This is a genomic window from Amphritea pacifica (genome assembly GCF_016924145.1).
GTDB lineage: Bacteria > Pseudomonadota > Gammaproteobacteria > Pseudomonadales > Balneatricaceae > Amphritea > Amphritea pacifica.
In genome coordinates this window covers 1-25,070 of the sequence record NZ_JAFFZO010000029.1, presented here as the reverse complement: position 1 = coordinate 25,070, position 25,070 = coordinate 1, and the positions used below count along the sequence as shown (strand labels likewise).

The window sequence follows — 25,070 nt, the reverse complement described above, 5'->3', positions numbered from 1 at the left end:
CTGTCTTTCAGGCAGCCGTCTCTCATCTTCGCTTTCGTACAGGGCCTCCGGTAACGGGGCTCTGTTGTTTCTCGTTCTATTTTTGTTTGCTTCCGTGTCTTTTTTGTGGACAATTGACTGATTCAATTAAGTTTCTGATAGGAAACATGCGTGATAGCGGCAGTGGATCCTGCTGACACTCCCAGTCAACCTGTTGACCCGTTGAGTGCTATCCTTCACGTTATTAACCGTTACCCACGGAACAATAAGAACCAGACGGAAGCCTGATCATGGCGAATGCCCCAACAGCCCTGGTGCTGAAAGATATCCATAAATCCTACGGCGACCTTGCGGTGCTGAAGGGGGTCTCCCTGACCGCTTATGATGGTGATGTTATCTCAATTCTGGGCTCCAGTGGCTCGGGGAAAAGTACTCTGCTTCGCTGTATTAATCTGCTGGAAAACCCCAGCCAGGGTGAGATTACCGTGGGCGATGAAAGCCTCGAACTGAAACCCGCAAAAGATGGCAACCTGGTTGCTGCAAACCGCAAACAGCTGGAACGACTGCGTTCGCGCATCGGTTTTGTGTTTCAGAACTTTAATCTCTGGCCCCATAAAACCATTCTGGAAAATATCATCGAAGCGCCGGTTCAGGTGCTGAAACAACCTAAGGCCGAGGCGATCGCCCGGGCGGAGCAGTTGCTCGAGAAGGTTGGTCTGGCGGATAAGCGTAATGCCTACCCGGACAATCTCTCGGGTGGTCAGAAACAGCGGGTGGCGATTGCCCGGACGCTGGCGATGGACCCACAGGTTCTGCTGTTCGATGAACCCACCTCAGCGCTGGACCCGGAGCTGGTAAACGAGGTGCTGGCGGTGATGAAAGAGCTGGCAGAAGAGGGGCGTACCATGCTGATCGTCACCCATGAGATGCGTTTTGCCAAAGATGTATCCAGTCAGGTGATTTTTCTGCACCAGGGACAGATCGAAGAGATGGGCCCGCCGGATCAGGTGTTTAACCACCCTAAATCAAAGCGGGTACAGGAATTTATGGCCAGTCATAGCTAAGCTTTTGCCCGAAGACTGGTGTAAACAGCGTAAGTTTTTGCTGAATCAATGCAATGAGTGAAGGGAAATAGAAATGAATATACCAAAAGCGTTTGCCACAGCCGCTCTGATTGCCGCAAGCCTGCTGACCGCTCAGCTGGCAACTGCTGGCGATAAGATCCGTATCGCCACAGAGGGGGCATACTCACCGTTTAATATGGTGGATTCCAATGGTGAGCTGATCGGCTTTGATGTCGACATTGCCAAAGCGCTCTGCGTACAGATGCAGGCTGACTGCGAGATTGTTGCGCAGGACTGGGACGGCATTATTCCGGGTCTGCGGGCACGTAAATATGATGCGATTATTGCATCGATGTCGATTACCGAGGAACGTATGCGGGTGGTCGATTTTTCTGAGAAATACTACTCCAATGTCCTGGCGTTTGTGACTCCAGAGGGGAGCGATGTCCAGGTCACTAAAGAGGGCCTTAAAGGTAAAACGGTGGGGGCTCAGCGGGCCACGATTGCCGGCCAGTATCTGGAAGATAATCTCGGTGATGTGGTTAATGTGAAGCTCTATGACACCCAGGATAACGCCTATCTGGATCTGTCTACTGGACGTCTGGATGCCCTGCTATCGGATAAGTTCCCCGCCTATGACTGGTTGCGTTCCGATGATGGTAAAGGTTTTGCCTTCAACGGGGACGATATCGATATCAATGATGAGATCGGTATTGCCGTGCGCAAGGGTGACCCACTGAAAGACAAGTTCAGCGCCGCGATTAAGGCGATTGTTGCCGACGGTACCTACGCCAAGATCAACGAGAAGTACTTCCCGTTTTCGATCTATTAATGGCCTGTCAGGCAACTGTTTCTGTAACCGGGGCCGGCGCTGACCGGCCCGTTTTTTAGGCGAACTTCATGGACTTGCAAGGCTTTGGCCATCTGCTTATATCCGGTACCTGGGTTACCATCCAGCTGGCCCTGTCCAGCTTATTGGTGGGGCTGGTGCTGGGTTTGACGGGGGCGGCGGCTAAGCTGTCAAAAAACCGTGTTGCCCGTTGGCTGGCCACAGGTTATACCACCCTGGTGCGGGGACTGCCCGAGCTATTGCTGGTATTAACCATCTATTTTGGCGGCTCCCAGCTGTTGATGTGGATCGCCGGTGGCTTTGGTTATACCGAGTATATTGAGATAGGGCCTTTTGTGGCCGGGGTTGCGGCGCTGTCGATCGCCTTTGGTGCTTATGCCACCGAGGTGTTCCGGATGGCGATGATGGAGATTCCCAAAGGGCAGTGGGAGTCGGGCTTAGCCTGTGGCATGAGTACCCCGCGGACGTTTTTCCGGATTATCCTGCCGCAGGTCTGGCGTCTGGCGATTCCCGGGCTGGGCAATCTGTTTCAGGTGTTGCTCAAGGATACCGCGCTGGTGTCAGTGGTGGGGCTGAACGATATCATGCGTCAGTCTCAGGTGGCGATCAGCTCCACCAAGGAGCCGTTTACCTTCTTTATGGTCGCCGCTTTTATCTATCTGCTACTGACTGCCGCCACCACCGGATTTACCATGTTTATGGAACGGCTCGCTAATCCTGCAGCCAGGGGGAACCGCGGATGACCTGGGAATGGGATGTTATCTGGAAATACTTTCCCCGCTTGCTGGAGGGAGCCTGGCTGACGATGGAGCTGGTGCTGATCTCCGGCCTGATCGGTATCGCCCTGGCGATACCGCTGTCATTGATGCGGGCATCAACACGGCCCTGGGTTAAGGCGCTGCCGTTTGCCTATATCTACTTTTTCCGGGGCACGCCCCTGCTGGTGCAGATCTTTCTGGTGTATTACGGTGCCTCGCAGTTTGAAGCGGTGCGTGAGTCGGTTTTCTGGCCGATGCTCAGGCAACCCTACTGGTGTGCCATTATCGCCTTCAGTCTGAACACGGCCGCCTACAGTGCCGAGCTGTTTCGCAGTGCCATTCAGGCGATCCCTACCGGCGAGATAGAAGCAGCGGAAGCAATGGGGATGAATAAATCCACCCAGATCCGGCGGATCATCCTGCCCCGGGCCTTTGGTATCGCCCTGCCAGCCTATGGCAATGAGGTGATTCTGATGCTGAAGGGCAGTGCCCTGGCCAGCACCATCACCCTGCTTGATCTGACCGGCATGGCCCGCACCATTATCGCCCGCACCTATACGCCGCTGGAGATGTTTCTCGCCGCCGGGGTGGTCTATCTGGCGATCAGTGCACTGATCATTGCGCTGTTCCGCTTTATGGAGTATCGCTTTAACCGCTATCAGTATTATCACCATACGGAGACCCCCGTGGACCTTGATCCACAGCTGCGGGATCCTCATATCGATCAGAAATAGCTTTGATCAGAACGGCTTACTGATGAGTAAACCGGGGTTACCGGAGAAATGCGCGGATCAGTTCCGGGTAGCCTGTCTGATAGTTCGGATATCTGAACCGGTAGCCGCTCTGTTTCAGCAGAGTATTGCTACAGCGCTTACTGCCGATGGTCCGGTGTGCCGATCTCTCGGTAATCTCAACGCCAAGCTGAGCCGCCAGCCAGTCGCTGACCTCATGCAGCGGTGCCGGCTGATCATCACTGGCCAGATAGATGGGTTTCAGAGTTTGCTTCTTAGATAGCTGATAAAGATACAGCAGAGCCCCTACACAATCATCCCGGTGGATCCGGTTGCTGTAGCGTGGGGGCTCTGCGGGGTGGCCGATACCACGGCTGACCTGGCTCAGCATATAGTTGCGTCCGGGACCGTAGATACCGCTGAAACGCACAATGCTTGCCGGGATACCGCTGTGCAGGGCGATCTGCTCTGCTTCCAGCATAATCCTGCCAGAAAAGTTATCCGGTTCGGTAGCGCTGCGCTCATCAACCCACTCGTCATTTTGCTGATGGTAGACGGCGGTGCTGGAGATAAAAAACAGCTGACGGGGGTGGATGCCCTGTTGTTGCAATGCCTGTAGAAGATTGTGCATACCGTCCGGGTAAGCCCTTCGGTAAACCGACTCATCACGGGAGCCGGCCGCCACCACGTAGAAAAGCGTGTCCAGTTGTTGCGGCAGATTAAGAAGCGTGTCAGGCTGACTCAGATCAGCCGCAATTCCTTGGATACCCGGGGGCAGCTGGTTTATATTACGTCGCAGGCCAAATACCTGACGCCCTGCGGTAACCAGATTCAGTCCCAGCTGGCTGCCGATATCACCGCAGCCGGCGATTAGAATCTGTTCCCTGTTTAACTTATGCTTCAAAGTGCTTATCCTGTTTCAGGTTGAGTCGGTATCATAACAAAGGAAAGCCCCGCATGACTCTGACTGAGTTACGTTACATCGTTACCCTGGCGCAGGAACAACATTTCGGTCGTGCGGCCGAGCGCTGTTTTGTCAGCCAGCCGACCCTGAGTATAGCGGTTAAAAAGCTCGAGGATGAACTGGGCACCGCGCTGTTTGAACGCAGTAAACATGCGGTTAGGGTCACCCCGGTGGGACAAAAGGTTGTGCGTCAGGCGCAGACCGTGCTGGAGCAGGCTGAGTCGATTAAGGATCTGGCGCAAGAGGGTAAAGATCAGCTGGCCAGCCCGCTGCGGGTTGGCGCGATCTATACCATTGGTCCCTACCTGTTTCCTCAACTGGTGCCGGAATTGCAGAAGCGGGCGCCGAAGATGCCGCTCTACATCGAAGAGAATTTCACCGAAAATCTGCGTCCCAAGATTCGCAACGGTGAGCTGGACGCGATCATTGTGGCGCTGCCATTCGATGAGCCGGATATCCTCACCCGGCCGCTCTACGATGAACCTTTTATGATGCTGCTGCCGAAGGATCATCCGCTGGCAGGAAAAGAGCAGATCGATAGTCAGACTCTGCATGAGCAGGACCTGTTACTGCTGGGTGAGGGCCACTGCTTCCGCGATCAGGTGCTGGAAGCCTGTCCGACCCTCTCCAGTCACGCCTCAGATAAGCATACCATTACTGAGGGCAGCTCCCTTGAGACCATCCGCATGATGGTAGCCTCCGGCCTGGGCGCCAGTGTGGTACCCAGATCGGCTACGGGTGGCTATTATCAGTCCGATATGGTGGTTACCAAGCCGTTCAAAGCCCCCCCTCCGGTTCGTTCAGTGGGGCTTGCCTGGCGTGCCAGTTTTCCCCGGCCACAAGCGATCGATCTGTTGATTGAATCGCTTAACAGTTGTCCGGTTGCGGATAATCACAACTGATATGAACGAGCGTTCCCTCGCGCAACTCCCGGTCACTGAGCTGAAAGGGGTTGGGGCTGCGCTGCAGCAGAAGCTGGAAAAGCTGGATATTTACACCCTGCAGGATCTGTTGTTCCATCTGCCGCTGCGTTATCAGGATCGTACCCGGATTATGCCGATCGGAGGCCTGCGCCCCGGTGACGAGGGGGTGATTGAGGGCGAGGTGAGAGCTGCGGATATCGCGATGGGGCGCCGCCGCAGTCTGGTGTGTCGTTTGCAGGATGGCAGCGGCACCATCACCCTGCGCTTCTTTCACTTTTCGGCGGCGCAGAAAAATAATCTCAAAACCGGCACCCGGATCCGCTGTTTCGGCGAGGTGCGCACCGGTGCCAGTGGTCTGGAGATCTATCACCCCGAGTACCGGCGGGTAGATGATTCTGTGATCACACCGGTTGAGGCATCGCTGACACCGATCTATCCCACCACCGAAGGGCTCAATCAGGCCCGCCTGCGAACGCTGACCGATGGCGCACTGGAATATCTGGCGAACGGCTCGCTGACGGAACTGATTCCGGAAAACCTGCGCCAGCAGTGGCGTCTGCCACCGCTGAATGATGCGGTTAATTATCTGCACCGTCCGCCGGTGGATGCGGATCAGGCCCAGCTGCTTGACGGTTATCACCCGGCGCAGCGTCGGCTGGCCTTTGAGGAGCTGCTGGCGCACCACCTGTCGCTACTGAAACTGCGTCAGCGTGCACGTCAGTCAGGGGCGCCGACACTGGTGGCGGATGGCCGCTATCGCAATCGCTTTGTGCAGCTTTTGCCGTTCCCGCTGACCGGCGCACAGCAACGGGTCAGTGAAGAGATCGCTGCCGATCTGTCGCAACCCTACCCGATGCTGCGGCTGGTGCAGGGCGATGTGGGCTCCGGTAAAACTGTGGTCGCAGCCCTGGCCACACTGCAGGCGGTTGAAGGGGGGTATCAGGCGGCGGTGATGGCACCCACCGAGATTCTGGCAGAGCAGCACTTTATCAGTTTCAGCAACTGGCTGGAGCCGTTAGGGCTTAACGTCGCCTGGCTGGCGGGTAAACTGAAAGGTAAAAAACGTCAGGCTCAACTGGAGGTTATAGAAGATGGTTCGGCGCAGGTGGTGGTGGGTACCCACGCGCTGTTTCAGGATGAGGTCAGGTTTGCCAACCTCGGCCTGGTGGTAGTCGATGAGCAGCACCGTTTCGGAGTGCATCAGCGCCTGGCGTTGCGGGAAAAGGGGCGAACCGATCACCGCGCACCCCATCAGCTGATTATGACCGCGACGCCGATCCCCCGCACCCTGACCATGAGTGCGTATGCCGATCTGGACTGCTCTGTCATCGACGAACTGCCGCCGGGGCGTACGCCGGTCAGCACGGTGGTGATCTCTGATCAGCGCCGGCCAGAGGTGGTGCAAAGGGTTCGCGATGCCTGTGGTCAGGGGCGGCAGGTTTACTGGGTCTGCACCCTGATAGAAGAGTCTGAAGCGTTGCAATGCCAGGCGGCCGAGGTGACCGCAGAGGAGCTGCGCGAGGCGTTGCCGGAGCTGCGTATAGGCCTGATTCACGGGCGCATGAAACCTGCTGAAAAAGCCGGAATTATGGCCCGTTATAAGGCGGCTGAGCTGGATCTGTTGGTGGCGACAACGGTGATTGAGGTGGGGGTGGATGTGCCCAACGCCTCGGTGATGATTATTGAAAACCCGGAACGGCTGGGGCTGGCGCAGCTGCATCAGTTGCGGGGACGTGTGGGGCGGGGATCGGTCGAGAGTTTTTGTCTGCTGATGTATCATGCGCCTTTGTCGCAACAGGGGCGTGAACGACTGGCGGTGATGCGCGAAACCACCGATGGTTTCCGGATTGCCGAAAAAGACCTCGAGCTGAGAGGCCCGGGCGAGGTGCTGGGCACCCGTCAGACCGGTATGATGTCGTTTAAGGTTGCCGACCTGCAGCGGGATGCGGATCTGCTGACCCGGGTGAAACAGGTTGCCAGTCAGCTCGCCGCTGACCCGCAGCTCAGCGATGCCATTATTCAGCGCTGGCTGGGGCGTGATGAGCAATACGCTGCAGTATAACCCCGGTTCCCCCGATATTGACTGACAAACCCCGATAACACTTTATTGAAAGAGCTTTATATGTCTGTTCCACCTTGCCGGTTCTCGATTGCTGAATCGGATGCGCCTGTTGAGCTGTTACCCCGGGATCTGAGTCCCTGGCAACAGGGTAACTGCGGCGTTGATTATGTTCATCGGCTGGATTCCGGGCAACCAGGGCCGGAACTGGTGATTCAGGCGCTCACCCACGGCAATGAGATCTGTGGTGCCAATGCCCTGTTGTGGCTGCTGGAAAACGATATCCGCCCCCTCAGAGGGGCGCTGACGCTGATTTTTGCCAATGTTGACGCTTACAAAACATTCGATCCTCAACGTCCGTTTGCCAGCCGCTGTCTCGATGAGGATATGAACCGGGTCTGGCTGCCTGCCCGGCTGACCTGTCCCGATAGTCATGAAGCCCGTCGTGCGGTCGCGTTGCTGCCTTTTGTGGAGAATGCCGACAGCCTGCTGGATCTGCACTCCACTACCTTTGCCGTTGCACCAATGCTGATCTATCCACAAAAAGGCTGCAACCGCAGCTTTGCCGACCGGCTGGATTTCCCCTTTCCCCATCTGCTCTATGATCTGGGCAGTTATCACTCCGGGATACTGATCTCTGAGCATGAGCGTCATAGCGCGGGTGGCGTGTCGCTGGTGGCGGAGTGTGGTCAGCACTTTGCCAGATCAACCAGCCAGCAGGCACTGGCGATAACCCTGCGTTTCATCGCCCTGCATGGCATGCTGGACGGATCCGTTCAACTGCCGGAGTGGGGCTATCAGCCCGATAACAGCGCAGGGCATTACCGTATTGACCGGGTGTTGCAAGCAAACAGCGACCAGTTTCGGTTTGCTGAGTCTGTCAAAGGTTTCGAGCAATACAGTAAAGGCGAACTGATCGCCACCGATGATCAGGCGCTGATTGCCGCGCCGTTTGATAACTGCACCCTGATTATGCCCGCCAGGGTGCCGGTGGCCGGTGAAGAGGTGGTTACCCTTGCTGAACGTCTATAAACATCAGAGCAGAACCTGGACCAGGAGCATTAATGGCCGTATCTGAACAACAACTTGAGCTGATCGAACGGCAGTTGGGGCGTAAACCCCGCGGACTGGTAGCGATCGCCTGGCAAAACCAACAGGGAATCCCCGCAGTATTACAGATGCGCTCCCTGGTGGATGATCAGCCCTTTCCCACACTGTACTGGTTGAGCTCGAAAGATCTCTATCAGGCGATTGCTGAGATCGAAACCGGTGGCGAGGTGAAGCGGATCGAACAGCAGATCGAAACCGACGATGAGTTACGCTGCGCGCATCTGGCAGATCAGCAGCGCTATGTGAATCTGCGCTGGCGACTGATGGCGGAGGGGGACCGGCAACGCATAGCCACACTGGGATTCAGCGATCTGTTCAACCAATACGGTATCGGCGGTATTCGCCACTGGGAGAAAGTGCGCTGTCTGCATATGCAGTATGCCTTCCATCTGGCAGCGGGGGGCACGGCGATAGGCCGGTTACTGGATAACCGCTATGGTCTGGATAAACTGCAACTGACGCAGTAGATTCAGGCAATAAAAAAGCAGGCCTGGGCCTGCTTTTCTGAACTATGTGAACGCTTACTTACCGGTCAGCTTCTGGTATTTCTCCATCAGCTGCTCTTCGCTCTCAACATGGTCCGGATCCTTAGGGATACAGTCTACCGGACACACTTCAACACACTGAGGCGTGTCATAATGACCGACACACTCTGTGCACTTTGAAGGGTTGATCTCATAGATCTCATCACCGGGAGCAATCGCCTCGTTAGGGCATTCCGGCTCACATACGTCACAGTTAATGCATTCATCTGTGATAATTAATGCCATTGTGGCTACCTCACTGACTCGTAATTACAATTACTAAAAATTAGCGTCTGAAATGATCTTTCAGTACCTGATTGACTGAAGGATGCACAAATTGTTCTACATCACCGCCCAGACTCGCAATTTCACGTATCAGAGTCGATGAAATAAAGGACAGATGTTCTGCTGGCGTCAGAAAGATGCTCTCAGTCTTCGGTGCCAGCTTGCGGTTCATGTTGGCGAGCTGAAACTCATACTCAAAGTCAGATACAGCACGCAAGCCCCTCAGGATAATATTGGCCTGATGCCGTTTAACCAGCTCCGCCAGCAAACAATCAAAGCCAACAACTTCGATATTATCCAGATGCGATGTTACCGTTTCTACCAGTCTGACCCGTTCTTCCAGCCGCAGCAAGGGTTCTTTATTGGGGCTGGATGCTATGGCAACAACGACCTTATCGAACAGCTTTGAAGCGCGTTCAACCAGATCAGCGTGGCCATTCGTTATAGGGTCAAAAGTACCCGGGTATACTGCAATGTTCATTATGAGTTCACGTCACTCTGCTTGAATGAATATTAGCAAATCCGCAAGTGCGCGATATTAGCTGAATTGCAAGGCTATCACAAATACAATAATGGAATGTATTGATCTTTGGTGGTTATAAGAAGATTTTTTTTAATAATATTATAGAATATCGTTATTGAGATGGACGAAACAAAGGTGCGCGGATGAGAATAAATCAACAACTGGCTCAACTGCTGATTGCAGGCTGTGTGGCTCTGCTGAGTGGTTGTCAGACCCTGCAAAATATCGATAAAGGCCTCTACGATGTCGCTGAATCGATCACGGAAACCGACCGGGTTACCGGACAGCGAACCCTCAGCGCGGCGGACCGCAGTGCCCAGATACGTCAGGGGAATGCCGCAGTTGAACAGTTGCTGGCCGATGAAAAAAAGGCGGGGCGCAGGATAAACGCGGCGCTGGACAGCCGGCAATATCAGCGACTGGTGCGTATTTTTGACCGCATCCATCAGGTGAGTCATCTGAGTCAGGAGCGCTGGCAGCCGATATTGATCGATCGGGATTCGTTTAATGCTTTCACTACCGGAGGCACCTATATTGTGGTTCACCGTGGGCTGATGCAGCAACTAAATGATGATGAAGTGGCTGCGGTTGTCGGCCATGAGATCGCGCATACCGTCGCCAACCACGCCGGTGAACGGCAAACGACGCAGCAGATCAGTACCCTGGCATCCAGCGCTGCCCGAAAACAGGGCTATCAAGCCGCCTATACGCACGAGCTGGAACGGGAAGCGGACCGTATCGGCGTGCTCTATGCGGCGCTGGCCGGTTTTGACCCCTATGCCGCCACCGGCATCTGGCAGCGACAATATCAGCAGGAAGGCAACGCCCGCAGTCTGTTTGCTCACGATCACCCGGTGAATGCCGAGCGGGCTGCGGAGACAAAGGCGCTGGCTGACCGGGTCAAACAGTATTATCAGCCGGGGCGGATCAATCCTAACGCGGCACAGTTGCGGGATAATAACAGCCTGTGGCAGAAGCGGGAGAACCGGGATCAGGAACTGGCCGGTGAAGGGGGCGGCGTATCCGCTATCCTGTCCACGGCGCTGGGCGCCTATGTCGATCACCAGCAAGCGAAACAGGAAGCGGTGCGTCAGTCGCAATATGCCCAGTTTGTCAAAGCGGTGGAAAGCTATATGAAACTGGAACAGCAGCGCCGGGCATCCGATAACAGCTGGACTACCCGCTGGCGCTATTCCGGCAACCTGCCGCTGAAAGGGGTCATCATGGGCTTTCTCGCTCAGGACAGCGCAGGCAAAATCCACCGCTATGTTGCCCATCAGCCCGGCACCGTCCGCCCGGGCCAGCGCTTCACCCTGACCTTCGAAACCAACGACGGTCTTACGCTGAAGCAGATAGAAGCGATGAAAGTCCGGTATTATGTCGATGATGCGATGCCGGCGAGGTAAAGCTTTTTTAAGTGGCTAGTGGTTAGAACGTCGCTTCGCGACTGCTAGCGGCTAGTCAGAGCCTCCGTTAGCGCGGAGGCTTGAAGCGGGATTTGTGGATAAATGCTGAGGTTTGACGCTTAATTTGCTATGTGTATGGATGGTCATCTATCGACACAAAGCGGTCCGCTGCAGCCCTTGGTTAGCCCTTGATTCAGGCCAGCTCTTCAAGCTTATCAGAGGTTTCCTTAATTCGGAGATCCTGCCCTAACCTGTAAATATCGTTTATCGCATCCCACGCCATTAATAGATGGCTTAGAGCGGGGTATAGTAGATTAGACATATCTGTCTCAGGATCTTCTAGCAGAAAACCTGTTATATTGCCCTCTTTGTCAACTTCGACATGTCGCTCTAAATCTTTGGCTGCATGATGGGCCGCCTCCGAAAGCATGGAGTAGTCTGATAAAAACAGATCATGTAATCCTGCTTTCTGAGAAAGAGTCTCTAATGACAAATGGGGGCCTTTTTTAGAATTCAATTCTTCTATTTCTTTATCTATTTCTGAATCAGGCATGTCCCCCAAGTGGTAACCCCTGAATTTCTTGCTTGTCTTTTTTATATTTTGGTAGAACTTTATTCTTCGGTGGACATCCTTGTTGACAAAGTCTTGCAAAATATCTGGGCTCCTATAGAGGGCACCAAGAGAAAATAGAGCCTCTAACTGTCCTCTCCGTTGAATACGCGCTTCTGTATAGAGCTTGTTTCTTACTAGCAAGTAGACAGCTTTCGCGCCAAAAATGACTCGCCGAAATAGAATTGACGAGAGAACCTGTAGCCCGTCTTCTCGGTCGATTTCCAGGTTATCCAAAACAGATTTAGTGAGACTCAAAACTTCGTCCGCAAAGACTTGCCATTGGTTATTCTGCATCCATTTTCCCCACCGGGCTAACAATTTATTATTGATCTCATACAAACTTCCAGAGCTTGCAAGTTTTGCTACCTTGCAAGGCACGTTAAAAACCAGGGGCGGGTAAAAGATGTATCGTAGAGGCCGTAAATTTCAGGAATATGTAACTAAATATGCAAAGGCAAGGGCTACCAGAGAGGAGGAAAGGGTCTATGGTATTCATCCTGAATATCCGCCTGAACTGTGTTGACATGCCTAGCTGAGCTACACAGATTAATCAAAATCACAGACTACGATACGGGTACTTCAGTTACCCACCAGATTTAACTATATCCCAGTAGTCCTGACGATTGCTACAAGCGCTTTTTCTAGCAAGGAAACGAAGTTTCCGTCTAACTACTAGCAAGTGACGAAGTCACGTTCTAGATAAGCTAGCCGCGAAGCGGCGGTCTAGCTCCTTTTGTAAAGCCGATAAGTCACCTGTCCGGCGGTTTTTTCCCGGTACAGTTGCCAGTTATCCGGGACCCTCGGGTTAGTGAGTTCTTTTTCGGTTTCCAGGTAGATCATGGCGTTGTCTGTCAGCATGCTTTTCTGTTCCAGCAGCAGGCAGCACTGCTCGGCGAGTTCTTTGCGGAAGGGCGGGTCGATAAACACCACATCGAATTGAACTTCGAGATCGTTACTACGTTTTTCCAGCCAGTCGAGTGCTGAACCGGTGATCAGTTCTGCTGACTGAGTTTTCAGATCCTGAATATTTTGCCGTAGCTGACGGATCACCATTGAGGAGTTGTCGATCAGGGTCACATGGGCGGCGCCGCGGGAGAGTGCTTCGAAGCCCAGTGCACCGCTGCCGCTGAACAGGTCAAGGCAGCGTCCGCCGGGGATATACAGGGCCAGCCAGTTGAAGAGGGTTTCCCTGACCCGGTCTGGGGTGGGTCTGAGGCCTTCAATCTCCGGGAAGTTTAGTTTACGTCCGCGCCACTCACCGCCAATAATGCGCAGTTGTTGGTTTCCTGAACTGATTTTCTGCGAGCTTCGCTCTGGGCGGCGTCTGGCCATGTTGATTCCTTACTGTACTGTCGAACCCGGTATTGGTCAGTATGCCGGCAGGGTTATCTGATAGCGGCCCGGGTTGTTGAGAAAACTGCTGATTGTTTGCCGAACCTGGCTGTTGCTGGTTTGCCTGAGTCGGTCTTCGAAGCTGTTCAGGTAGTCAGTGGGTAACTGATAGAAGGCGATGGTGTCCAGTAAGCCCAACTGATTGTCTGTCTGTTCCATCAGCGTATCGAAGTTTGTCTGCAGCGTGGTGCGGGCTTTATCGATCAGTTCATCACTGAGTTGCGCCTGCAATGATTCCAGCAGCGCTGTCAGATCGGTATCGGCCTTGATCTCCGGCCCCTGCAGAATCATAGCGAGATAGCCCTGCTTGTCCAGTGATTTCCAGATCAGTCGTGAAGTTGCCTGGTGTTGCTGCAACAGCTGTTGCAGGGTTCTCACCGCCAGCAGTTCAGAGAGGAAATCCTGTTGCTGGCGTCCGGGCAGGGCGATTCCCCAGAGTTTGTAGGCTTGATTACTGACCGGCTCCAGCTGAACCGGCGTTGACGTAAGGGAGGGCGGTGTAAGGCTGGGAGTAATACTGCTGTCTTGTAATAACGGCGCCAGGGTTTCGGCTAATGCCACGACAGCAGGTCCTTGCAGGGTCAGGGTAACCGCTCCCTCCGAGGTGCTGTTGCGGTAAAAGTCGGCAAACCGTTGCAGCGGGTGCACGGAAAGCGGACCGTTCAGCAGGTTGCTGAAGTGGTTGAGCAGTCGGCTTTCAGGATCTTTCAGGTTGAGATACTGTTCCGCTTCCAGTCGCTCCCAGCGTTTTTCAAGATCGTCGCCGGGCTGATAATTGCTGAGTTGCTGTAACAGCGTAGTGGTCATCTCTGCTATTGCTGCGTGCTCCCCGCTGCGGTCTGCTGGCAGGGTTGCGACGATGGTTATGCGATCATCTGATGCTTCAGAGGCTAATTTTGTCCCGAGTTGGCTAAACGGCGGCTGTGTGGCTAACCCTGCCAGTTGCTGCTGCAGCTGTTGCAGTAACAGTTGTTGCAGTAGCTGCTGATCGCCATTGATCGCGGCGCCGGTGCGCAGGAGAAATCTCAGCTGGAGGTAGGGGGCTTTATCCTGACTAACGTAGTAGACCGGACTCTCTGCCAGCTTCTGTATACTGATGAAATCCCTGGATCGGTTCTGGCCTGCCGTCAGCAGTACAATTGCGATGGCAACGATCCAGACAATGACCTTCAGGTAGGTTCGGTTGAATAGTGGGGATTTTGCTTCCGGCATCGGTTGTTCCTGGTCATTTTCTGGCCTGTTTTCAGTGCCCCAGCCGCTCTTTACTATGGTAAGATAGGCGGCCTAAATGAAACATACAGGACGACTCGCAGTTGGAACAGGGACTACCCTGTTTTTTTGCATCTTCAGCGCCTGACATCGGACAGTAATCAAGCATGTTTAAGAAGCTTAAATCAATTTTCAGTTCTGAGAAAGATGATACTCAGAAAGCCCTTCCTGAGGAAGATGGTGTACAGACTGCGGTGACTGAGCAACCGCTGGCCGACTCTTCTGATCTCACTGATGAGACGGTTGAAGAGACCGTTCAGGAGCAGGCCGCAGATGCGGTTGTGGTTGCCCGCGAGACAGCAGATAAACAGCAACCTGAAACGCCGGTGCAGCAGGAAGCGGCTTCTGAGCCGACAACTGTTGAAGCGGAGTCTGTCAATGACACTGAATCAGAGCCAGAAGCTGAATCCGGGGCCGTGGTTGAGCTGCCATCGGTTGTTGAGCCGGCAACGGCTGAAGCTGAGGTGAAACCTGAACAGAAAACCGGTTTCTTTGGCCGCATTAAAGCGGGCCTGAGCCGCACCAAAGCGAATCTGACCGAAGGGCTGGGTGATCTGTTTCTGGGGGCCAAGCAGATCGATGATGAGCTGCTGGAAGAGATAGAAACTCAGTTGCTGCTGGCCGATGTGGGGGTTGAGGCGACCACGGAGATCATCGGCAAACTGACCGAGCGGGTGAAGCGTAAACAGCTGGCGGATGCGGATGCGCTCTATACCGCACTGAAAGATGAGCTGGCATCACTGCTGGAGACAGTCGAAAAACCGATCGATTTCAGCCAGAGTAAAGGCCCGTTTATGCTACTGATGGTGGGGGTAAACGGCGTGGGTAAAACCACCACGATCGGTAAACTGGCAAAAAAATATCAGGCGGATGGCAAGTCGGTGATGCTGGCTGCGGGGGATACCTTCCGGGCCGCAGCGGTTGAACAGCTGCAGGTGTGGGGTGAACGCAATAATGTACCGGTGGTGGCGCAGCATACCGGGGCTGATTCTGCCTCGGTGCTGTATGACGCATTGCAATCGGCACAGGCGAAAAATATCGATGTGCTGATTGCCGATACCGCGGGTCGCTTGCAGAACAAAGATAACCTGATGCAGGAGCTGGAAAAGGTGGTTCGGGTGATGAAGAAACTTGACCCCGAAGCGCCCCATGAGGTGATGCTGGTGCTGGATGCCGGCACCGGACAGAACGCGATGAGTCAGGCCAAACTGTTTAAAGAAGCGGTGGGTGTCAGTGGTATCAGCCTGACCAAACTGGACGGCACTGCAAAAGGCGGCATTATCTTTGCCATCGCCAAACAGCTGGATCTGCCGATCCGTTATATTGGTGTCGGTGAAAAGGTGGATGATCTGCGACCCTTTAAGGCAAAAGAGTTTGTCACCGCTCTGTTTGACTGAGGTTGCTGAGTGTCCTGAAGGTCGGTTGAAAAACCGTTAAGCATAAGTTTTCGAGCTCTCTCTAAGGTAATCAGCCTGTGATCAGTTTCGACAATGTAACCAAACGCTATCCCAATGGCTATGACGCCCTCAGTCAGGTGACTTTCAGTCTTGATAAGGGGGAGATGGCGTTTCTGACCGGCCACTCGGGAGCCGGCAAAAGTACCTTGCTGAAGCTGTTGATGCTGATGGAGCGCCCTTCAAATGGTCGTGTACTGGTGGGCGATCAGGATCTGGCCAGCCTGGCTAATAGCCAGATCCCCTATCATCGTCGCCGGGTTGGGGTGGTGTTCCAGAATCACCAACTGCTGTTTGACCGCTCAGTGTTTGACAACATCGTCCTGCCGCTGCGAATTTGTGGCTTTGACCCTTCAGATGCCGCCCGCCGGGCGCGTGCCGCGCTGGATAAGGTGGGTTTGCTGAGTAAAGAGAAACTCAATCCGGTGGTGCTCTCTGGTGGTGAACAACAGCGGGTCGGTATCGCCCGGGCGATTGTACACAAGCCCCAGTTTCTGCTGGCGGATGAGCCGACCGGAAATCTGGATCCTAAGCTTTCAGAAGAGGTAATGCGGTTGTTTCAGCAGTTTAATCAGGTGGGTACTACGGTGCTGATTGCCAGCCACGATCTGGGGCTGATCGCACGGATGCCCCATCGGGTGATAACCCTTAATCAGGGCAGGCTGGTCAGCGATGGAAAATAATCTGCGCCGCAAAGGGGCTGTCCGCGTCGAACCGAATACTAAACGGGATGCCAGGGTTCACCGGGGCGCCGAGCACCATCGTCTGAACGTGGCTGATCGCAGTCGTAGCTATCTGCGTCACCATGCAGAGGTGGCGCGACAATCCTATTTCTCGTTGCTAGCGCAACCGCTGACAACCTTTATGACGCTGGCGGTGCTGGCGATCGCCCTGGCGTTGCCCGGTGCGCTCTATACCGGGCTGAAAAATATTCAGCAGCTTGGGAGTGGCTGGGATGGTGACCCCCGGGTCGCTCTATATCTGAAACAGAGTGTGACGGAGGCCGAAGCGGAGACCCTCAGTCGTGAGTTGCTGCTGCGTGATGATGTCGCTGCCACGGAGCTGATTACCGCCACCCAGGGGATGCTGGAATTTAAGTCGATGTCCGGTTTTGGCGATGTGTTTAACTTTCTTGATACTAACCCGCTGCCAGCGGTGGTGATGGTGATGCCCCGGGATCTGTCGGTGGCGTCAGTGCCGCTGCTTCAGACCAGGCTACAGGCATTACCGCAGGTGGATGACGCGGTGGTGGATATGGCGTGGGTACAGCGGCTGGCGGCCTTTGTGGTATTGGCTGAACGGGCGGTCTGGGTGCTGGCGGCGCTGTTTGTGATGGCGGTATTGCTGGTGGTGGGCAATACGATCCGGCTTTCCATCGAGAGCCGGCGGGAAGAGATTGTGATCGCCAAACTGGTGGGCGCCACCGATGCTTATGTCCGTCGTCCCTTCCTCTATGATGGTGTCTGGTTTGGTGTTGCTGGCGGCGTGTTTGCCTGGTTTCTGATTCAGCTCAGCCTGCTGCTGCTGAATGGCCCGGTCGGGCAGTTAGTGTCACTCTACGATAGTCAGTTCGAGCTGGCAGGGCTGGGATTGATTGAAACAATCCTGTTACTTCTGATCAGTATACTGCTGGGGTTGTGTGGTGCCTGGCTGGCCGTTGGACGGCATTTGCGACAGATTCAGCCGCAGTAGTTATCCGTATACCGGTCACGGTGGATGCTACGGTATAAGACCCAACCGGTCGTTAGCTGTAAGCTTCGAATTGTAAATATAGGTAAAGAGGCTAAACAGTCAGACTTGCCATCTGCTAATGTTGCCGTTATCTTAGTCGGTCCGCTAAACTGGTTATCGAAGGGTAACTGCGTTAATTGTTACCCGGTGCGGGCTTTATATAGCCGGAACTAATCTGGCAGAAGAGTGTCATAGCTGTAACTTATATCGACACCCTTGAAATGAATAAGTAATGAGGTTGAGAAATGGGCAAAAGCCTACGGGTCATTGAAGTATTATCTCCGGGTCAGAATCTGGAGGCGTATATACGTCAGGTGACTGCGATTCCTGTTCTCACGGTAGAAGAGGAGCGCGGACTGGCAGAGCGTCTGTATTTCGAGAACGATCTTGAAGCGGCGCGTCAGTTGGTATTGTCTCATATGCGATTTGTGGTCCATGTGGCTAAATCCTACTCTGGTTATGGCCTGTCCCAGGCCGACCTGATTCAGGAGGGTAACGTTGGACTGATGAAAGCCGTTAAGCGGTTTGACCCCACCATGGGGGTTCGTCTGGTCTCTTTTGCGGTGCACTGGATTAAGGCGGAGATGCATGAATTTATTCTGCGTAACTGGCGTATCGTCAAGGTGGCGACCACCAAAGCGCAGCGTAAGTTGTTCTTTAACCTGCGTAGCAAGAAGAAAAACCTGGGTTGGCTGACCAACGATGAAGTGACCGCGATGGCCGGTGATCTGGGGGTTGATGAGCAGGTAGTGCGGGAGATGGAAGGCCGCATGAGCAGCACCGATATGGCCTTTGATGCGCCGGTGGGGGACGATGATGAACGTGCCTATCAGTCTCCGGCTTACTTCCTCGAAGACCACAGTCAGGATCCTGCCAGTCAGTTGGAAGATTCTAACTGGGAAGCTGATTCCAACCAGCGTCTGAGCGAAGCGATGGAGCAGCTGGATGAGCGTAGCCGCGATATTCTGGTACAGCGCTGGCTGGGTGAAGAGAAAGCCACATTGCACGAGCTGGCCGCCCGCTATGAAGTGTCTGCCGAGCGGATTCGTCAGTTGGAAAAGAACGCTATGAAAAAGATTAAAACAGCGATGCTGGAAGCCTGATCACCCAGGCTTCTGGTGTTGCCGGTTATCAAGCCGCCCTCTGCTGAGCGCGGCTTTTTTATTGCTTATCGCCACCGTTAAGCTTTGTTAGAATAGCCACCTCAATGTTCCGGAAGCTGTTATGTCTGCCCGTTTTGTCATTCTATGCACCGCGCTGAGCGGTTTTATCACCGTTGCCCTGGGAGCCTTCGCCTCGCATATGCTCAGAACACAGCTGAGCGAGCGGTTATATGAAGTGTTGCAAACCGGTATTCAGTACCAGATGTTTCATACCCTGGCGCTGTTTGGTGTAGGAGTGCTGATGCTGCGTCAGTCCGAACGGGGCTTACGTCAGACCGCAGTACTGTTTATGGCGGGCATCGTGTTCTTCAGCGGCAGCCTTTATGTACTGGCGCTCTCGGGTCAGCACTGGCTGGGCGCGATAACCCCGGTGGGCGGCGTGCTGTTTCTGGCGGGCTGGTTAAATCTTGGCCGGATCGCTATCCGGCAGTTAAGTGAATAAAAATGGATCAATCTCAATGCTGATACAGGTAAATGGTGACACTCTGGAGGTTCAGGAAAACACCTCTGTGGCGGGTCTGATCGACACGATGCAACTGGGTGAGCGTCGTGTTGCAGTCGAACTGAACCTGGAGATCGTGCCCCGCAGCCGGCATGCTGAAACCCTGCTGCAGGAAGGCGACCGGGTAGAAGTGGTGCATGCGATTGGCGGCGGCTGACCGGTCCGACCGCGATGTGTATCTGAGCGAATATTACAGAATTTAACTGGGTAGAGAATAATGTCTGAACAACTGAACGATCCTTTGATTATTGCCGGCCGCAGCTTTCAGTCCCGTTTACTGATTGGTACCGGAAAATACCGTGATCTGGAAGAGACCCGTCTGGCGATTGAAGCCAGTGGTGCCGAGATTGTCACCGTGGCGGTACGTCGCACCAATATCGGTCAGAACCCGGATGAGCCGAATCTGCTGGATGTGATCTCCCCGGATAAATACACCATTCTGCCCAATACGGCAGGCTGTTTTAATGCCGAAGATGCGGTGCGCACCTGTATGCTGGCCCGGGAACTGATGGATGGCCATGATCTGGTTAAACTGGAAGTGCTGGGCGATCAGAAAACCCTCTATCCAAACGTGGTTCAAACCATTAAAGCAGCGGATATTCTGGTGCGTGATGGCTTCAAAGTAATGGTGTATACCAGTGATGACCCCATTGTCGCGAAAGAGCTTGAGTCTCTTGGGTGTGTCTCTATTATGCCGCTGGGATCGATGATCGGTTCCGGTCTGGGTATCCTCAATCCGCATAATATCAATGTGATTATGGAAGACTGTAAAGTACCTGTACTGGTGGATGCCGGTGTCGGTACCGCTTCAGAAGCCGCTGTGGCGATGGAGATGGGCTGTGAGGCCGTGCTGATGAACTCAGCTATTGCCGGTGCCCGCAACCCGATTCTGATGGCTTCGGCGATGCGCAAGGCGGTTGAGGCGGGTCGTGAAGCGTTTCTGGCCGGACGGATGCCACGGAAGAAATATGCCAGCGCCTCCTCGCCGATGGAAGGCACGATTGTCGGTAAATAATTGATTTAACAATGAGATCGTCGCAAGGCGGTCTGATCAGATGAAAGATTTCAGCAGCCTGGTCCGTTGATCAGGCTGCTTTGTTTTAAGTGAGAAGCCAGACCGATGTCAGAAGAGAACAAAACTGAACAGCAGACCCCGGAGCAGTCGACCGGAGAAAAGTATATGCGCACCGTGAAAAGCTTTGTACTGCGCGCCGGAAGGATGACCGAAGGTCAGCAAAAGGCGATGGAGACTCAGTGGCCGCTGATGGGGCTGGAGCCGGATAGCGGCATGCTGGATCTGGCACAGGTGTTTGGCCGGGAAGCCCCGGTGGTGCTGGAGATCGGTTTCGGTATGGGCGACTCGCTGATCGAGATGGCTAAAGCTCAGCCGGAGAACAACTATATCGGTATCGAGGTACACCGCCCGGGAGTCGGCCGTCTGCTGAGTAACGCTGAAAAAGAGGGCCTGACCAATATCCGGGTGTTCTGTCATGATGCAATTGAGGTGCTGGCCAACTGTATCCCCGATGGCAGTCTGAGCACTCTGCAACTTTTCTTCCCCGATCCGTGGCATAAGAAAAAGCACCATAAGCGACGCATTGTACAGCCGGCGTTTGCTGAGACCATCCGCAAGAAACTTAAAGTCGGTGGTGTATTCCATATGGCCACCGACTGGGAAAACTACGCCGAGCATATGATGGAAGTGATGTCCGCTGCACCGGGTTACCGCAATGTAGCCGGTGAGGGGCAGTATTCGCCTCAGCCAGAGTGGCGCCCGGTGACTAAATTCCAGAAACGCGGAGAACGCCTCGGTCATGGTGTCTGGGACCTGATGTTTGAGCGGACCTAAGGCCGCTGACCGCACTATAGAGTAGCGGAGCCGGGCAAGTACTCAGCTACCCTCCAGCGCCTTTTTGCATAACGCCATGAGGGCGTCGATGCTGTTCATACGGGTGTAGTTTGGCCGTATGACAAATACGATCCGGCGGTGTGGTCCCGGTTCCTGCAGATGGATGGCGCTGAGGGACTGGTTCTGTTGTGTCAGTTGTTTAAGCGCCATCTGCGGAATCAGGGTTGTGCCGATTCTGCCTTTCACCATCTGTATCAGCGTGTTCAGACTGGTGGCACCAAAACCATGGTTGGCGGTTTGTGCCGGCAGTTTACACGCAGTGAGAGCGTGATCCTTCAGGCAGTGTCCCTCCTTCAACAGCATCAGATGGCTCTGCGCCAGTTCATTGCTGCTAATCTCCTGCTGATCGGTATATTTATCGCCTTTCAGCGCAACCCAGTAGAAATCCTCCTGCCAGAACTCCAGGGTTAACAAGCCGTCGCACGGAAACGGCATGGCTAAAATAGCGGTATCGATCTCACCCCGTCTGACCATATCAACCAGCACATGGGACTGCTCCTCGACAATATTCAGCCGGGCGTGAGGGTATTGCGTGCTCAGTAGCGGAAAGACCTCCGGCAGTAAGAAGGGGGCAATGGTTGGTATCACCCCGACCGTGATCGGGTAGCTCAGCGGCTGCTGTTGATTCTCTGCAATGGCTTGCAGTTCATTCACCTGAACCATGATGCTGCGTGCCCGCTGCAACACATCCGCGCCCTGCGGGGTGACTAATACTTTCTTGTTATCACGCTCAAATATCTGCACACCTAACTGTTTTTCCAGCTCATTCAGCGCAGTGCTCAGCGCTGACTGACTGATATGACAATTTTCTGCAGCTTTCTTGAAGTGCAGTGTTTTCTCCACCGCCAGTGCATAGAGCAGTTGTTTGGTTGAGATCATGGGTGCTTCATCTCATTAAATGGTTTGTTGTTCTAAATAATAGATCATAAAGATATATTTATTCAATTTTATGTATCGATTGCTGGCTCATATACTGGGTTCATCTTTTCAACAACCACAAACACTTAAAAGATACCGGAGGCCAGCATGGCACTTATCAACACACAGATTAAACCATTCACCGCCAGTGCATTTAAACAGGGTGAATTTATCGATGTTTCAGAACAGGACCTGCAGGGTAAATGGTCAGTGTTCTTCTTCTACCCAGCTGACTTCACCTTTGTCTGCCCCACCGAACTGGGTGACCTGGCGGATCATTACGCTGAATTTGAAGCCCGGGGTGTAGAGATCTACTCAGTCTCTACCGATACACACTTCACTCACAAGGCGTGGCACGAATCGTCCGAGACCATCGGCAAGATTCAATACACCATGATTGGCGACCCGACCGGTACCCTCACCCGTAATTTCGAAGTGATGCGTGAAGGGCAGGGCCTGGCCGACCGGGGTACCTTTATCGTCGACCCAGAGGGGATCATTCAGGCGATGGAGATCACTGCAGAAGGGATTGGCCGCGATGCCACTGACGTACTGCGCAAGATTAAAGCGGCTCAGTATGTTGCTTCCCACCCCGGTGAAGTGTGCCCGGCAGCCTGGAAAGAGGGCGAGGCTACATTAGCGCCGTCACTTGATCTGGTAGGCAAAATATAACAGCCGGTCAGACCGTTTATCCGCAACGCACCGGCTCGGTCGAACCTGAGCCGGTGCACAGCAGAGATTTATAGGAAACAGGAGCTTCCGTCATGTTAACAACAGAGATTTTACAAACGGTAAAGGGTTATACCGCGTTAATGAAAAAGCCGGTGACGTTTGTTCTGCAGACCGGTGCTCACAGTAAACGTCCGGAGCTGGTGAACTTTCTCACCGACCTGGCGGGTGTGAGCGATAACCTCAGCCTGGAAGAGTCAGATCTGCCGGAGATCTTAAGAAGTCCGGTCAGTTTTCTGTTAAAAGCGGATGGCGAGGACACCGGTATCCGCTTCTCAGGTATTCCGGCGGGCCATGAGTTTAACTCACTGATTCTGGCGATTCTGCACGCTTCGGGAACCGATCTGAAGCTGGATGACAGTATCAGACAGACCATCAGCAGCATTCAGGAAACCCTCCGGTTTGAGGTGTTTATCAGCCTTAGCTGCCACAACTGTCCGGATGTGGTTCAGGCCCTGAATCAGTTTGCCCTGCTGAATCCAAATATCTCTGCGGAGATGATCGACGGTGGTCTCTATCCTGAGATTATTGCCGAACGGGATATTCAGGGCGTTCCCAGTGTTTACCTGAATGGCGAACTGTTCGCCAATGGTAAAGTGGATGCGGCGCAATTGATTGAGAAACTGTTACAACGGGGAGCTTCTCAGGGGCAGCCGGCAAAGCAGGTGAAAACGCTGCCACTGCAGGATGTCACAGTAATCGGTGGTGGACCTGCCGGGGTCAGTGCGGCGATCTACAGTGCCCGTAAAGGTTTGAAAGTAACATTGATTGCGGATCGTATTGGTGGTCAGGTGAAAGACACCATGGATATTGAAAACCTGATTTCCGTGACCAAAACTACCGGTCCTCAGCTCTCCAGCGCCCTGCAGGCACATATGGATGAGTATGATATCAACATCAAAGAGTACCTGAAGGTCACCGATATTAAGCAGGGCGATATTAAAACGGTCTCGCTGAGTTCGGGCGAGCAGATACAGACCAAAGTAATTATCGTGGCCACCGGTGCTAAATGGCGTGAGCTGGGCGTTCCCGGTGAAAAAGAGAATATCGGTAACGGTGTGGCTTACTGCCCTCACTGCGATGGCCCCTTCTTCAAGGGTAAGGATGTGGCGGTTATCGGTGGCGGAAACTCCGGCATCGAAGCGGCCCTCGACCTGTCGGGTATCGTCAAAAGCGTCACCGTATTCGAGTTTATGCCAGAGCTGAGAGCCGATAAGGTGTTGTTGGAAAAGGCCTGCGCTAAAGCCAACATCGAGATACTGAAAAACGTTGCCACCAAAGAGATTCAGGCCACCAACGGTAAGGTCTCTGCGATCAGCTATGTGGACCGGGTGAGCGAGGCAGAGCAGCGCTTAGCACTGGATGGTGTCTTCGTGCAGATCGGCCTGGTGCCCAACAGTCAGTTCCTCGACGGGCTGCTTGAGTTGAGCAGAGCAGGCGAAATCATCATTGATGAAAAGTGCCACACCTCAGAAGCGGGAATCTATGCCTGTGGCGATGTCACGACGGTGCCTTACAAACAGATCATCGTCTCAATGGGCGAGGGCGCTAAAGCGGCACTGTCTGCGTTTGAGTTCCTGCTGGCGGAAGGCGAGCAGCTTGACCGGGCCTACGCAGCGCAGAATGAGCTGAGTGCTTCTGTCGCGTAAGCGGATAGCACGCCTTAGAACTGTACTTTTCCACAACGTTTTAACCGGTCAGATCGGCCGGTTAAAACGCGTTATGACAAACACAATCACACAGCGCTTCTCGACCTGGCCTTTATAGAATAAACAGAGACAGGCATTCTTCAAAACAATTGCTATGCACCTGCCACCTATATTAAAAAGGCTCGAAATAGATCAGAAAGACTGGCTCAGCAACGCGACGCAATTTGAAATGCTCTATCCCAAAAAAATCGCCCGCCAGCGGCGAGCAGCTCAAGCCGCCTGAGCATTTTAAACGCTTGGCCCGGGGTAATCGGTTATCAGTTTATAACAGCTGAGGCGGAGAACTGGCTGAAAAACACGGTTATCAGGGTCGTGTAGCCATTCAAGCAGGTTTCTGGCTATCCCATATCAGAAATAAAACCCATATTTAAAATGAACGAGAAGCGTGTTTTAAAGATACCTGTCCCTGTTTTTGTAATCTCGTTGGGGAACACGGATGCGTGAAAAGTGGTTCTACCACAGAGGACACAGAGAGCACCGAGGAAGAGATAGAGCAGAGGAAGAA

General features: G+C 53.8%; 26 protein-coding genes. 19 read left to right on the top strand and 7 right to left on the bottom strand.

Going from position 1 to position 25,070, the window contains the following annotated elements; translation table 11 throughout:
• The first annotated feature begins 269 nt into the window (after positions 1–269).
• The 4 genes from JW499_RS16250 (at position 270) to JW499_RS16235 (ending at position 3,385) form a co-directional block, all read left to right on the top strand.
• Complete coding sequence (locus JW499_RS16250) at positions 270–1,043, top strand: ABC transporter ATP-binding protein (RefSeq protein ID WP_205211570.1); 774 nt, start codon at positions 270–272, stop codon at positions 1,041–1,043.
• A gap of 73 nt (positions 1,044–1,116) precedes the next feature.
• Positions 1,117–1,875, top strand: a complete 759-nt coding sequence (locus tag JW499_RS16245) for an ABC transporter substrate-binding protein (protein ID WP_205211569.1) — start codon at positions 1,117–1,119, stop codon at positions 1,873–1,875.
• Between the two features lie 68 nt (positions 1,876–1,943).
• Entirely contained in the window at positions 1,944–2,636 is a 693-nt protein-coding gene (locus tag JW499_RS16240; protein WP_205211568.1) for an ABC transporter permease, read from the top strand.
• Complete coding sequence (locus JW499_RS16235; protein WP_205211567.1) at positions 2,633–3,385, top strand: ABC transporter permease; 753 nt, start codon at positions 2,633–2,635, stop codon at positions 3,383–3,385. Before JW499_RS16240 ends, JW499_RS16235 begins: the two co-directional genes overlap by 4 nt.
• Positions 3,386–3,422: 37 nt before the next feature.
• Here the strand turns inward: JW499_RS16235 and JW499_RS16230 are convergent, their stop codons facing one another.
• On the bottom strand, positions 3,423–4,286 hold the full coding sequence (locus tag JW499_RS16230) for an SDR family oxidoreductase (RefSeq protein WP_205211566.1): 864 nt from the start codon (positions 4,284–4,286) through the stop codon (positions 3,423–3,425).
• A 53-nt stretch (positions 4,287–4,339) separates the two neighbouring features.
• Here JW499_RS16230 and JW499_RS16225 point away from each other — a divergent pair, with 53 nt between their 5' ends.
• The 4 genes from JW499_RS16225 to JW499_RS16210 are packed head-to-tail and all read left to right on the top strand — an operon-like array spanning position 4,340 to position 8,905.
• A complete protein-coding gene (locus JW499_RS16225) occupies positions 4,340–5,248 on the top strand; it encodes a hydrogen peroxide-inducible genes activator (protein WP_205211565.1) in 909 nt (302 codons plus the stop codon).
• Position 5,249: 1 nt separating this feature from the next.
• The gene (recG, locus tag JW499_RS16220; protein WP_205211564.1) at positions 5,250–7,331 is read left to right on the top strand and encodes an ATP-dependent DNA helicase RecG; all 2,082 of its coding nucleotides are present in this window, start codon (positions 5,250–5,252) and stop codon (positions 7,329–7,331) included.
• 60 nt (positions 7,332–7,391) lie between these two features.
• Complete coding sequence (locus JW499_RS16215; RefSeq protein ID WP_205211563.1) at positions 7,392–8,360, top strand: M14 family metallopeptidase; 969 nt, start codon at positions 7,392–7,394, stop codon at positions 8,358–8,360.
• A 32-nt stretch (positions 8,361–8,392) separates the two neighbouring features.
• Positions 8,393–8,905, top strand: coding sequence for a DUF501 domain-containing protein (locus JW499_RS16210; protein ID WP_205211562.1), 513 nt, complete (start codon positions 8,393–8,395; stop codon positions 8,903–8,905).
• Between the two features lie 54 nt (positions 8,906–8,959).
• Here JW499_RS16210 and JW499_RS16205 read toward each other — a convergent pair whose 3' ends face one another.
• Together JW499_RS16205 and coaD are read right to left on the bottom strand one after the other, a co-directional pair.
• Positions 8,960–9,208 carry a YfhL family 4Fe-4S dicluster ferredoxin gene (locus tag JW499_RS16205; protein ID WP_091354625.1) on the bottom strand — a complete coding sequence of 83 codons (249 nt, stop codon included), beginning with the start codon at positions 9,206–9,208 and terminating at the stop codon, positions 8,960–8,962.
• A gap of 40 nt (positions 9,209–9,248) precedes the next feature.
• Positions 9,249–9,728 (bottom strand): pantetheine-phosphate adenylyltransferase, encoded by a 480-nt coding sequence (gene coaD / locus JW499_RS16200; protein ID WP_091354627.1) that lies wholly within the window; start codon positions 9,726–9,728, stop codon positions 9,249–9,251.
• Positions 9,729–9,913: 185 nt separating this feature from the next.
• Here coaD and JW499_RS16195 point away from each other — a divergent pair, with 185 nt between their 5' ends.
• A complete protein-coding gene (locus JW499_RS16195) occupies positions 9,914–11,176 on the top strand; it encodes a M48 family metallopeptidase (RefSeq protein WP_205211561.1) in 1,263 nt (420 codons plus the stop codon).
• 193 nt (positions 11,177–11,369) lie between these two features.
• Here the strand turns inward: JW499_RS16195 and JW499_RS16190 are convergent, their stop codons facing one another.
• The 3 genes from JW499_RS16190 to JW499_RS16180 all read right to left on the bottom strand — a co-directional run bounded on the left by JW499_RS16190 (position 11,370) and on the right by JW499_RS16180 (position 14,393).
• Positions 11,370–12,083, bottom strand: coding sequence for a DUF5677 domain-containing protein (locus tag JW499_RS16190; RefSeq protein WP_205211560.1), 714 nt, complete (start codon positions 12,081–12,083; stop codon positions 11,370–11,372).
• A gap of 429 nt (positions 12,084–12,512) precedes the next feature.
• Complete coding sequence (rsmD, locus tag JW499_RS16185; RefSeq protein WP_205211559.1) at positions 12,513–13,121, bottom strand: 16S rRNA (guanine(966)-N(2))-methyltransferase RsmD; 609 nt, start codon at positions 13,119–13,121, stop codon at positions 12,513–12,515.
• A 36-nt stretch (positions 13,122–13,157) separates the two neighbouring features.
• Positions 13,158–14,393, bottom strand: a complete 1,236-nt coding sequence (locus JW499_RS16180) for a peptidase M16 family protein (RefSeq protein WP_205211558.1) — start codon at positions 14,391–14,393, stop codon at positions 13,158–13,160.
• A gap of 164 nt (positions 14,394–14,557) precedes the next feature.
• On the opposite strand from JW499_RS16180, the gene ftsY reads away from it, so the two are divergent.
• The 8 genes from ftsY to trmB all read left to right on the top strand — a co-directional run bounded on the left by ftsY (position 14,558) and on the right by trmB (position 21,149).
• The gene (gene ftsY, locus JW499_RS16175; protein WP_205211557.1) at positions 14,558–15,847 is read left to right on the top strand and encodes a signal recognition particle-docking protein FtsY; all 1,290 of its coding nucleotides are present in this window, start codon (positions 14,558–14,560) and stop codon (positions 15,845–15,847) included.
• Between the two features lie 77 nt (positions 15,848–15,924).
• Complete coding sequence (gene ftsE, locus JW499_RS16170; protein WP_205211556.1) at positions 15,925–16,587, top strand: cell division ATP-binding protein FtsE; 663 nt, start codon at positions 15,925–15,927, stop codon at positions 16,585–16,587.
• On the top strand, positions 16,577–17,596 hold the full coding sequence (gene ftsX / locus JW499_RS16165; RefSeq protein ID WP_205211555.1) for a permease-like cell division protein FtsX: 1,020 nt from the start codon (positions 16,577–16,579) through the stop codon (positions 17,594–17,596). The genes ftsE and ftsX overlap by 11 nt, the downstream gene beginning before the upstream one ends.
• Before the next feature lie 284 nt (positions 17,597–17,880).
• Positions 17,881–18,738, top strand: a complete 858-nt coding sequence (gene rpoH, locus JW499_RS16160) for an RNA polymerase sigma factor RpoH (protein ID WP_091354653.1) — start codon at positions 17,881–17,883, stop codon at positions 18,736–18,738.
• Between the two features lie 121 nt (positions 18,739–18,859).
• The gene (locus JW499_RS16155; RefSeq protein ID WP_205211554.1) at positions 18,860–19,240 is read left to right on the top strand and encodes a DUF423 domain-containing protein; all 381 of its coding nucleotides are present in this window, start codon (positions 18,860–18,862) and stop codon (positions 19,238–19,240) included.
• A 16-nt stretch (positions 19,241–19,256) separates the two neighbouring features.
• The gene (thiS, locus tag JW499_RS16150) at positions 19,257–19,457 is read left to right on the top strand and encodes a sulfur carrier protein ThiS (protein WP_091354657.1); all 201 of its coding nucleotides are present in this window, start codon (positions 19,257–19,259) and stop codon (positions 19,455–19,457) included.
• A 60-nt stretch (positions 19,458–19,517) separates the two neighbouring features.
• Complete coding sequence (locus tag JW499_RS16145; RefSeq protein WP_205211553.1) at positions 19,518–20,315, top strand: thiazole synthase; 798 nt, start codon at positions 19,518–19,520, stop codon at positions 20,313–20,315.
• Between the two features lie 105 nt (positions 20,316–20,420).
• Positions 20,421–21,149, top strand: coding sequence for a tRNA (guanosine(46)-N7)-methyltransferase TrmB (gene trmB / locus JW499_RS16140; RefSeq protein WP_205211552.1), 729 nt, complete (start codon positions 20,421–20,423; stop codon positions 21,147–21,149).
• A 42-nt stretch (positions 21,150–21,191) separates the two neighbouring features.
• Here the strand turns inward: trmB and JW499_RS16135 are convergent, their stop codons facing one another.
• On the bottom strand, positions 21,192–22,088 hold the full coding sequence (locus tag JW499_RS16135) for a hydrogen peroxide-inducible genes activator (RefSeq protein ID WP_205211551.1): 897 nt from the start codon (positions 22,086–22,088) through the stop codon (positions 21,192–21,194).
• A 147-nt stretch (positions 22,089–22,235) separates the two neighbouring features.
• Here JW499_RS16135 and ahpC point away from each other — a divergent pair, with 147 nt between their 5' ends.
• Together ahpC and ahpF are read left to right on the top strand one after the other, a co-directional pair.
• On the top strand, positions 22,236–22,799 hold the full coding sequence (gene ahpC, locus JW499_RS16130; protein ID WP_205211550.1) for an alkyl hydroperoxide reductase subunit C: 564 nt from the start codon (positions 22,236–22,238) through the stop codon (positions 22,797–22,799).
• A 92-nt stretch (positions 22,800–22,891) separates the two neighbouring features.
• Positions 22,892–24,505 (top strand): alkyl hydroperoxide reductase subunit F, encoded by a 1,614-nt coding sequence (gene ahpF / locus JW499_RS16125; protein WP_205211549.1) that lies wholly within the window; start codon positions 22,892–22,894, stop codon positions 24,503–24,505.
• The last annotated feature ends 565 nt before the right edge of the window (positions 24,506–25,070 follow it).

Coding starts and splice junctions, on each gene's coding strand:
- JW499_RS16250 (WP_205211570.1), top strand. CDS start 270: ATGGCGAATGCCCCAACAGCCCTGGTGCTGAAAGATATCCATAAATCC.
- JW499_RS16245 (WP_205211569.1), top strand. CDS start 1,117: ATGAATATACCAAAAGCGTTTGCCACAGCCGCTCTGATTGCCGCAAGC.
- JW499_RS16240 (WP_205211568.1), top strand. CDS start 1,944: ATGGACTTGCAAGGCTTTGGCCATCTGCTTATATCCGGTACCTGGGTT.
- JW499_RS16235 (WP_205211567.1), top strand. CDS start 2,633: ATGACCTGGGAATGGGATGTTATCTGGAAATACTTTCCCCGCTTGCTG.
- JW499_RS16225 (WP_205211565.1), top strand. CDS start 4,340: ATGACTCTGACTGAGTTACGTTACATCGTTACCCTGGCGCAGGAACAA.
- recG (WP_205211564.1), top strand. CDS start 5,250: ATGAACGAGCGTTCCCTCGCGCAACTCCCGGTCACTGAGCTGAAAGGG.
- JW499_RS16215 (WP_205211563.1), top strand. CDS start 7,392: ATGTCTGTTCCACCTTGCCGGTTCTCGATTGCTGAATCGGATGCGCCT.
- JW499_RS16210 (WP_205211562.1), top strand. CDS start 8,393: ATGGCCGTATCTGAACAACAACTTGAGCTGATCGAACGGCAGTTGGGG.
- JW499_RS16205 (WP_091354625.1), bottom strand. CDS start 9,208: ATGGCATTAATTATCACAGATGAATGCATTAACTGTGACGTATGTGAG.
- coaD (WP_091354627.1), bottom strand. CDS start 9,728: ATGAACATTGCAGTATACCCGGGTACTTTTGACCCTATAACGAATGGC.
- JW499_RS16195 (WP_205211561.1), top strand. CDS start 9,914: ATGAGAATAAATCAACAACTGGCTCAACTGCTGATTGCAGGCTGTGTG.
- JW499_RS16190 (WP_205211560.1), bottom strand. CDS start 12,083: ATGCAGAATAACCAATGGCAAGTCTTTGCGGACGAAGTTTTGAGTCTC.
- rsmD (WP_205211559.1), bottom strand. CDS start 13,121: ATGGCCAGACGCCGCCCAGAGCGAAGCTCGCAGAAAATCAGTTCAGGA.
- JW499_RS16180 (WP_205211558.1), bottom strand. CDS start 14,393: ATGCCGGAAGCAAAATCCCCACTATTCAACCGAACCTACCTGAAGGTC.
- ftsY (WP_205211557.1), top strand. CDS start 14,558: ATGTTTAAGAAGCTTAAATCAATTTTCAGTTCTGAGAAAGATGATACT.
- ftsX (WP_205211555.1), top strand. CDS start 16,577: ATGGAAAATAATCTGCGCCGCAAAGGGGCTGTCCGCGTCGAACCGAAT.
- rpoH (WP_091354653.1), top strand. CDS start 17,881: ATGGGCAAAAGCCTACGGGTCATTGAAGTATTATCTCCGGGTCAGAAT.
- JW499_RS16155 (WP_205211554.1), top strand. CDS start 18,860: ATGTCTGCCCGTTTTGTCATTCTATGCACCGCGCTGAGCGGTTTTATC.
- thiS (WP_091354657.1), top strand. CDS start 19,257: ATGCTGATACAGGTAAATGGTGACACTCTGGAGGTTCAGGAAAACACC.
- JW499_RS16145 (WP_205211553.1), top strand. CDS start 19,518: ATGTCTGAACAACTGAACGATCCTTTGATTATTGCCGGCCGCAGCTTT.
- trmB (WP_205211552.1), top strand. CDS start 20,421: ATGTCAGAAGAGAACAAAACTGAACAGCAGACCCCGGAGCAGTCGACC.
- JW499_RS16135 (WP_205211551.1), bottom strand. CDS start 22,088: ATGATCTCAACCAAACAACTGCTCTATGCACTGGCGGTGGAGAAAACA.
- ahpC (WP_205211550.1), top strand. CDS start 22,236: ATGGCACTTATCAACACACAGATTAAACCATTCACCGCCAGTGCATTT.
- ahpF (WP_205211549.1), top strand. CDS start 22,892: ATGTTAACAACAGAGATTTTACAAACGGTAAAGGGTTATACCGCGTTA.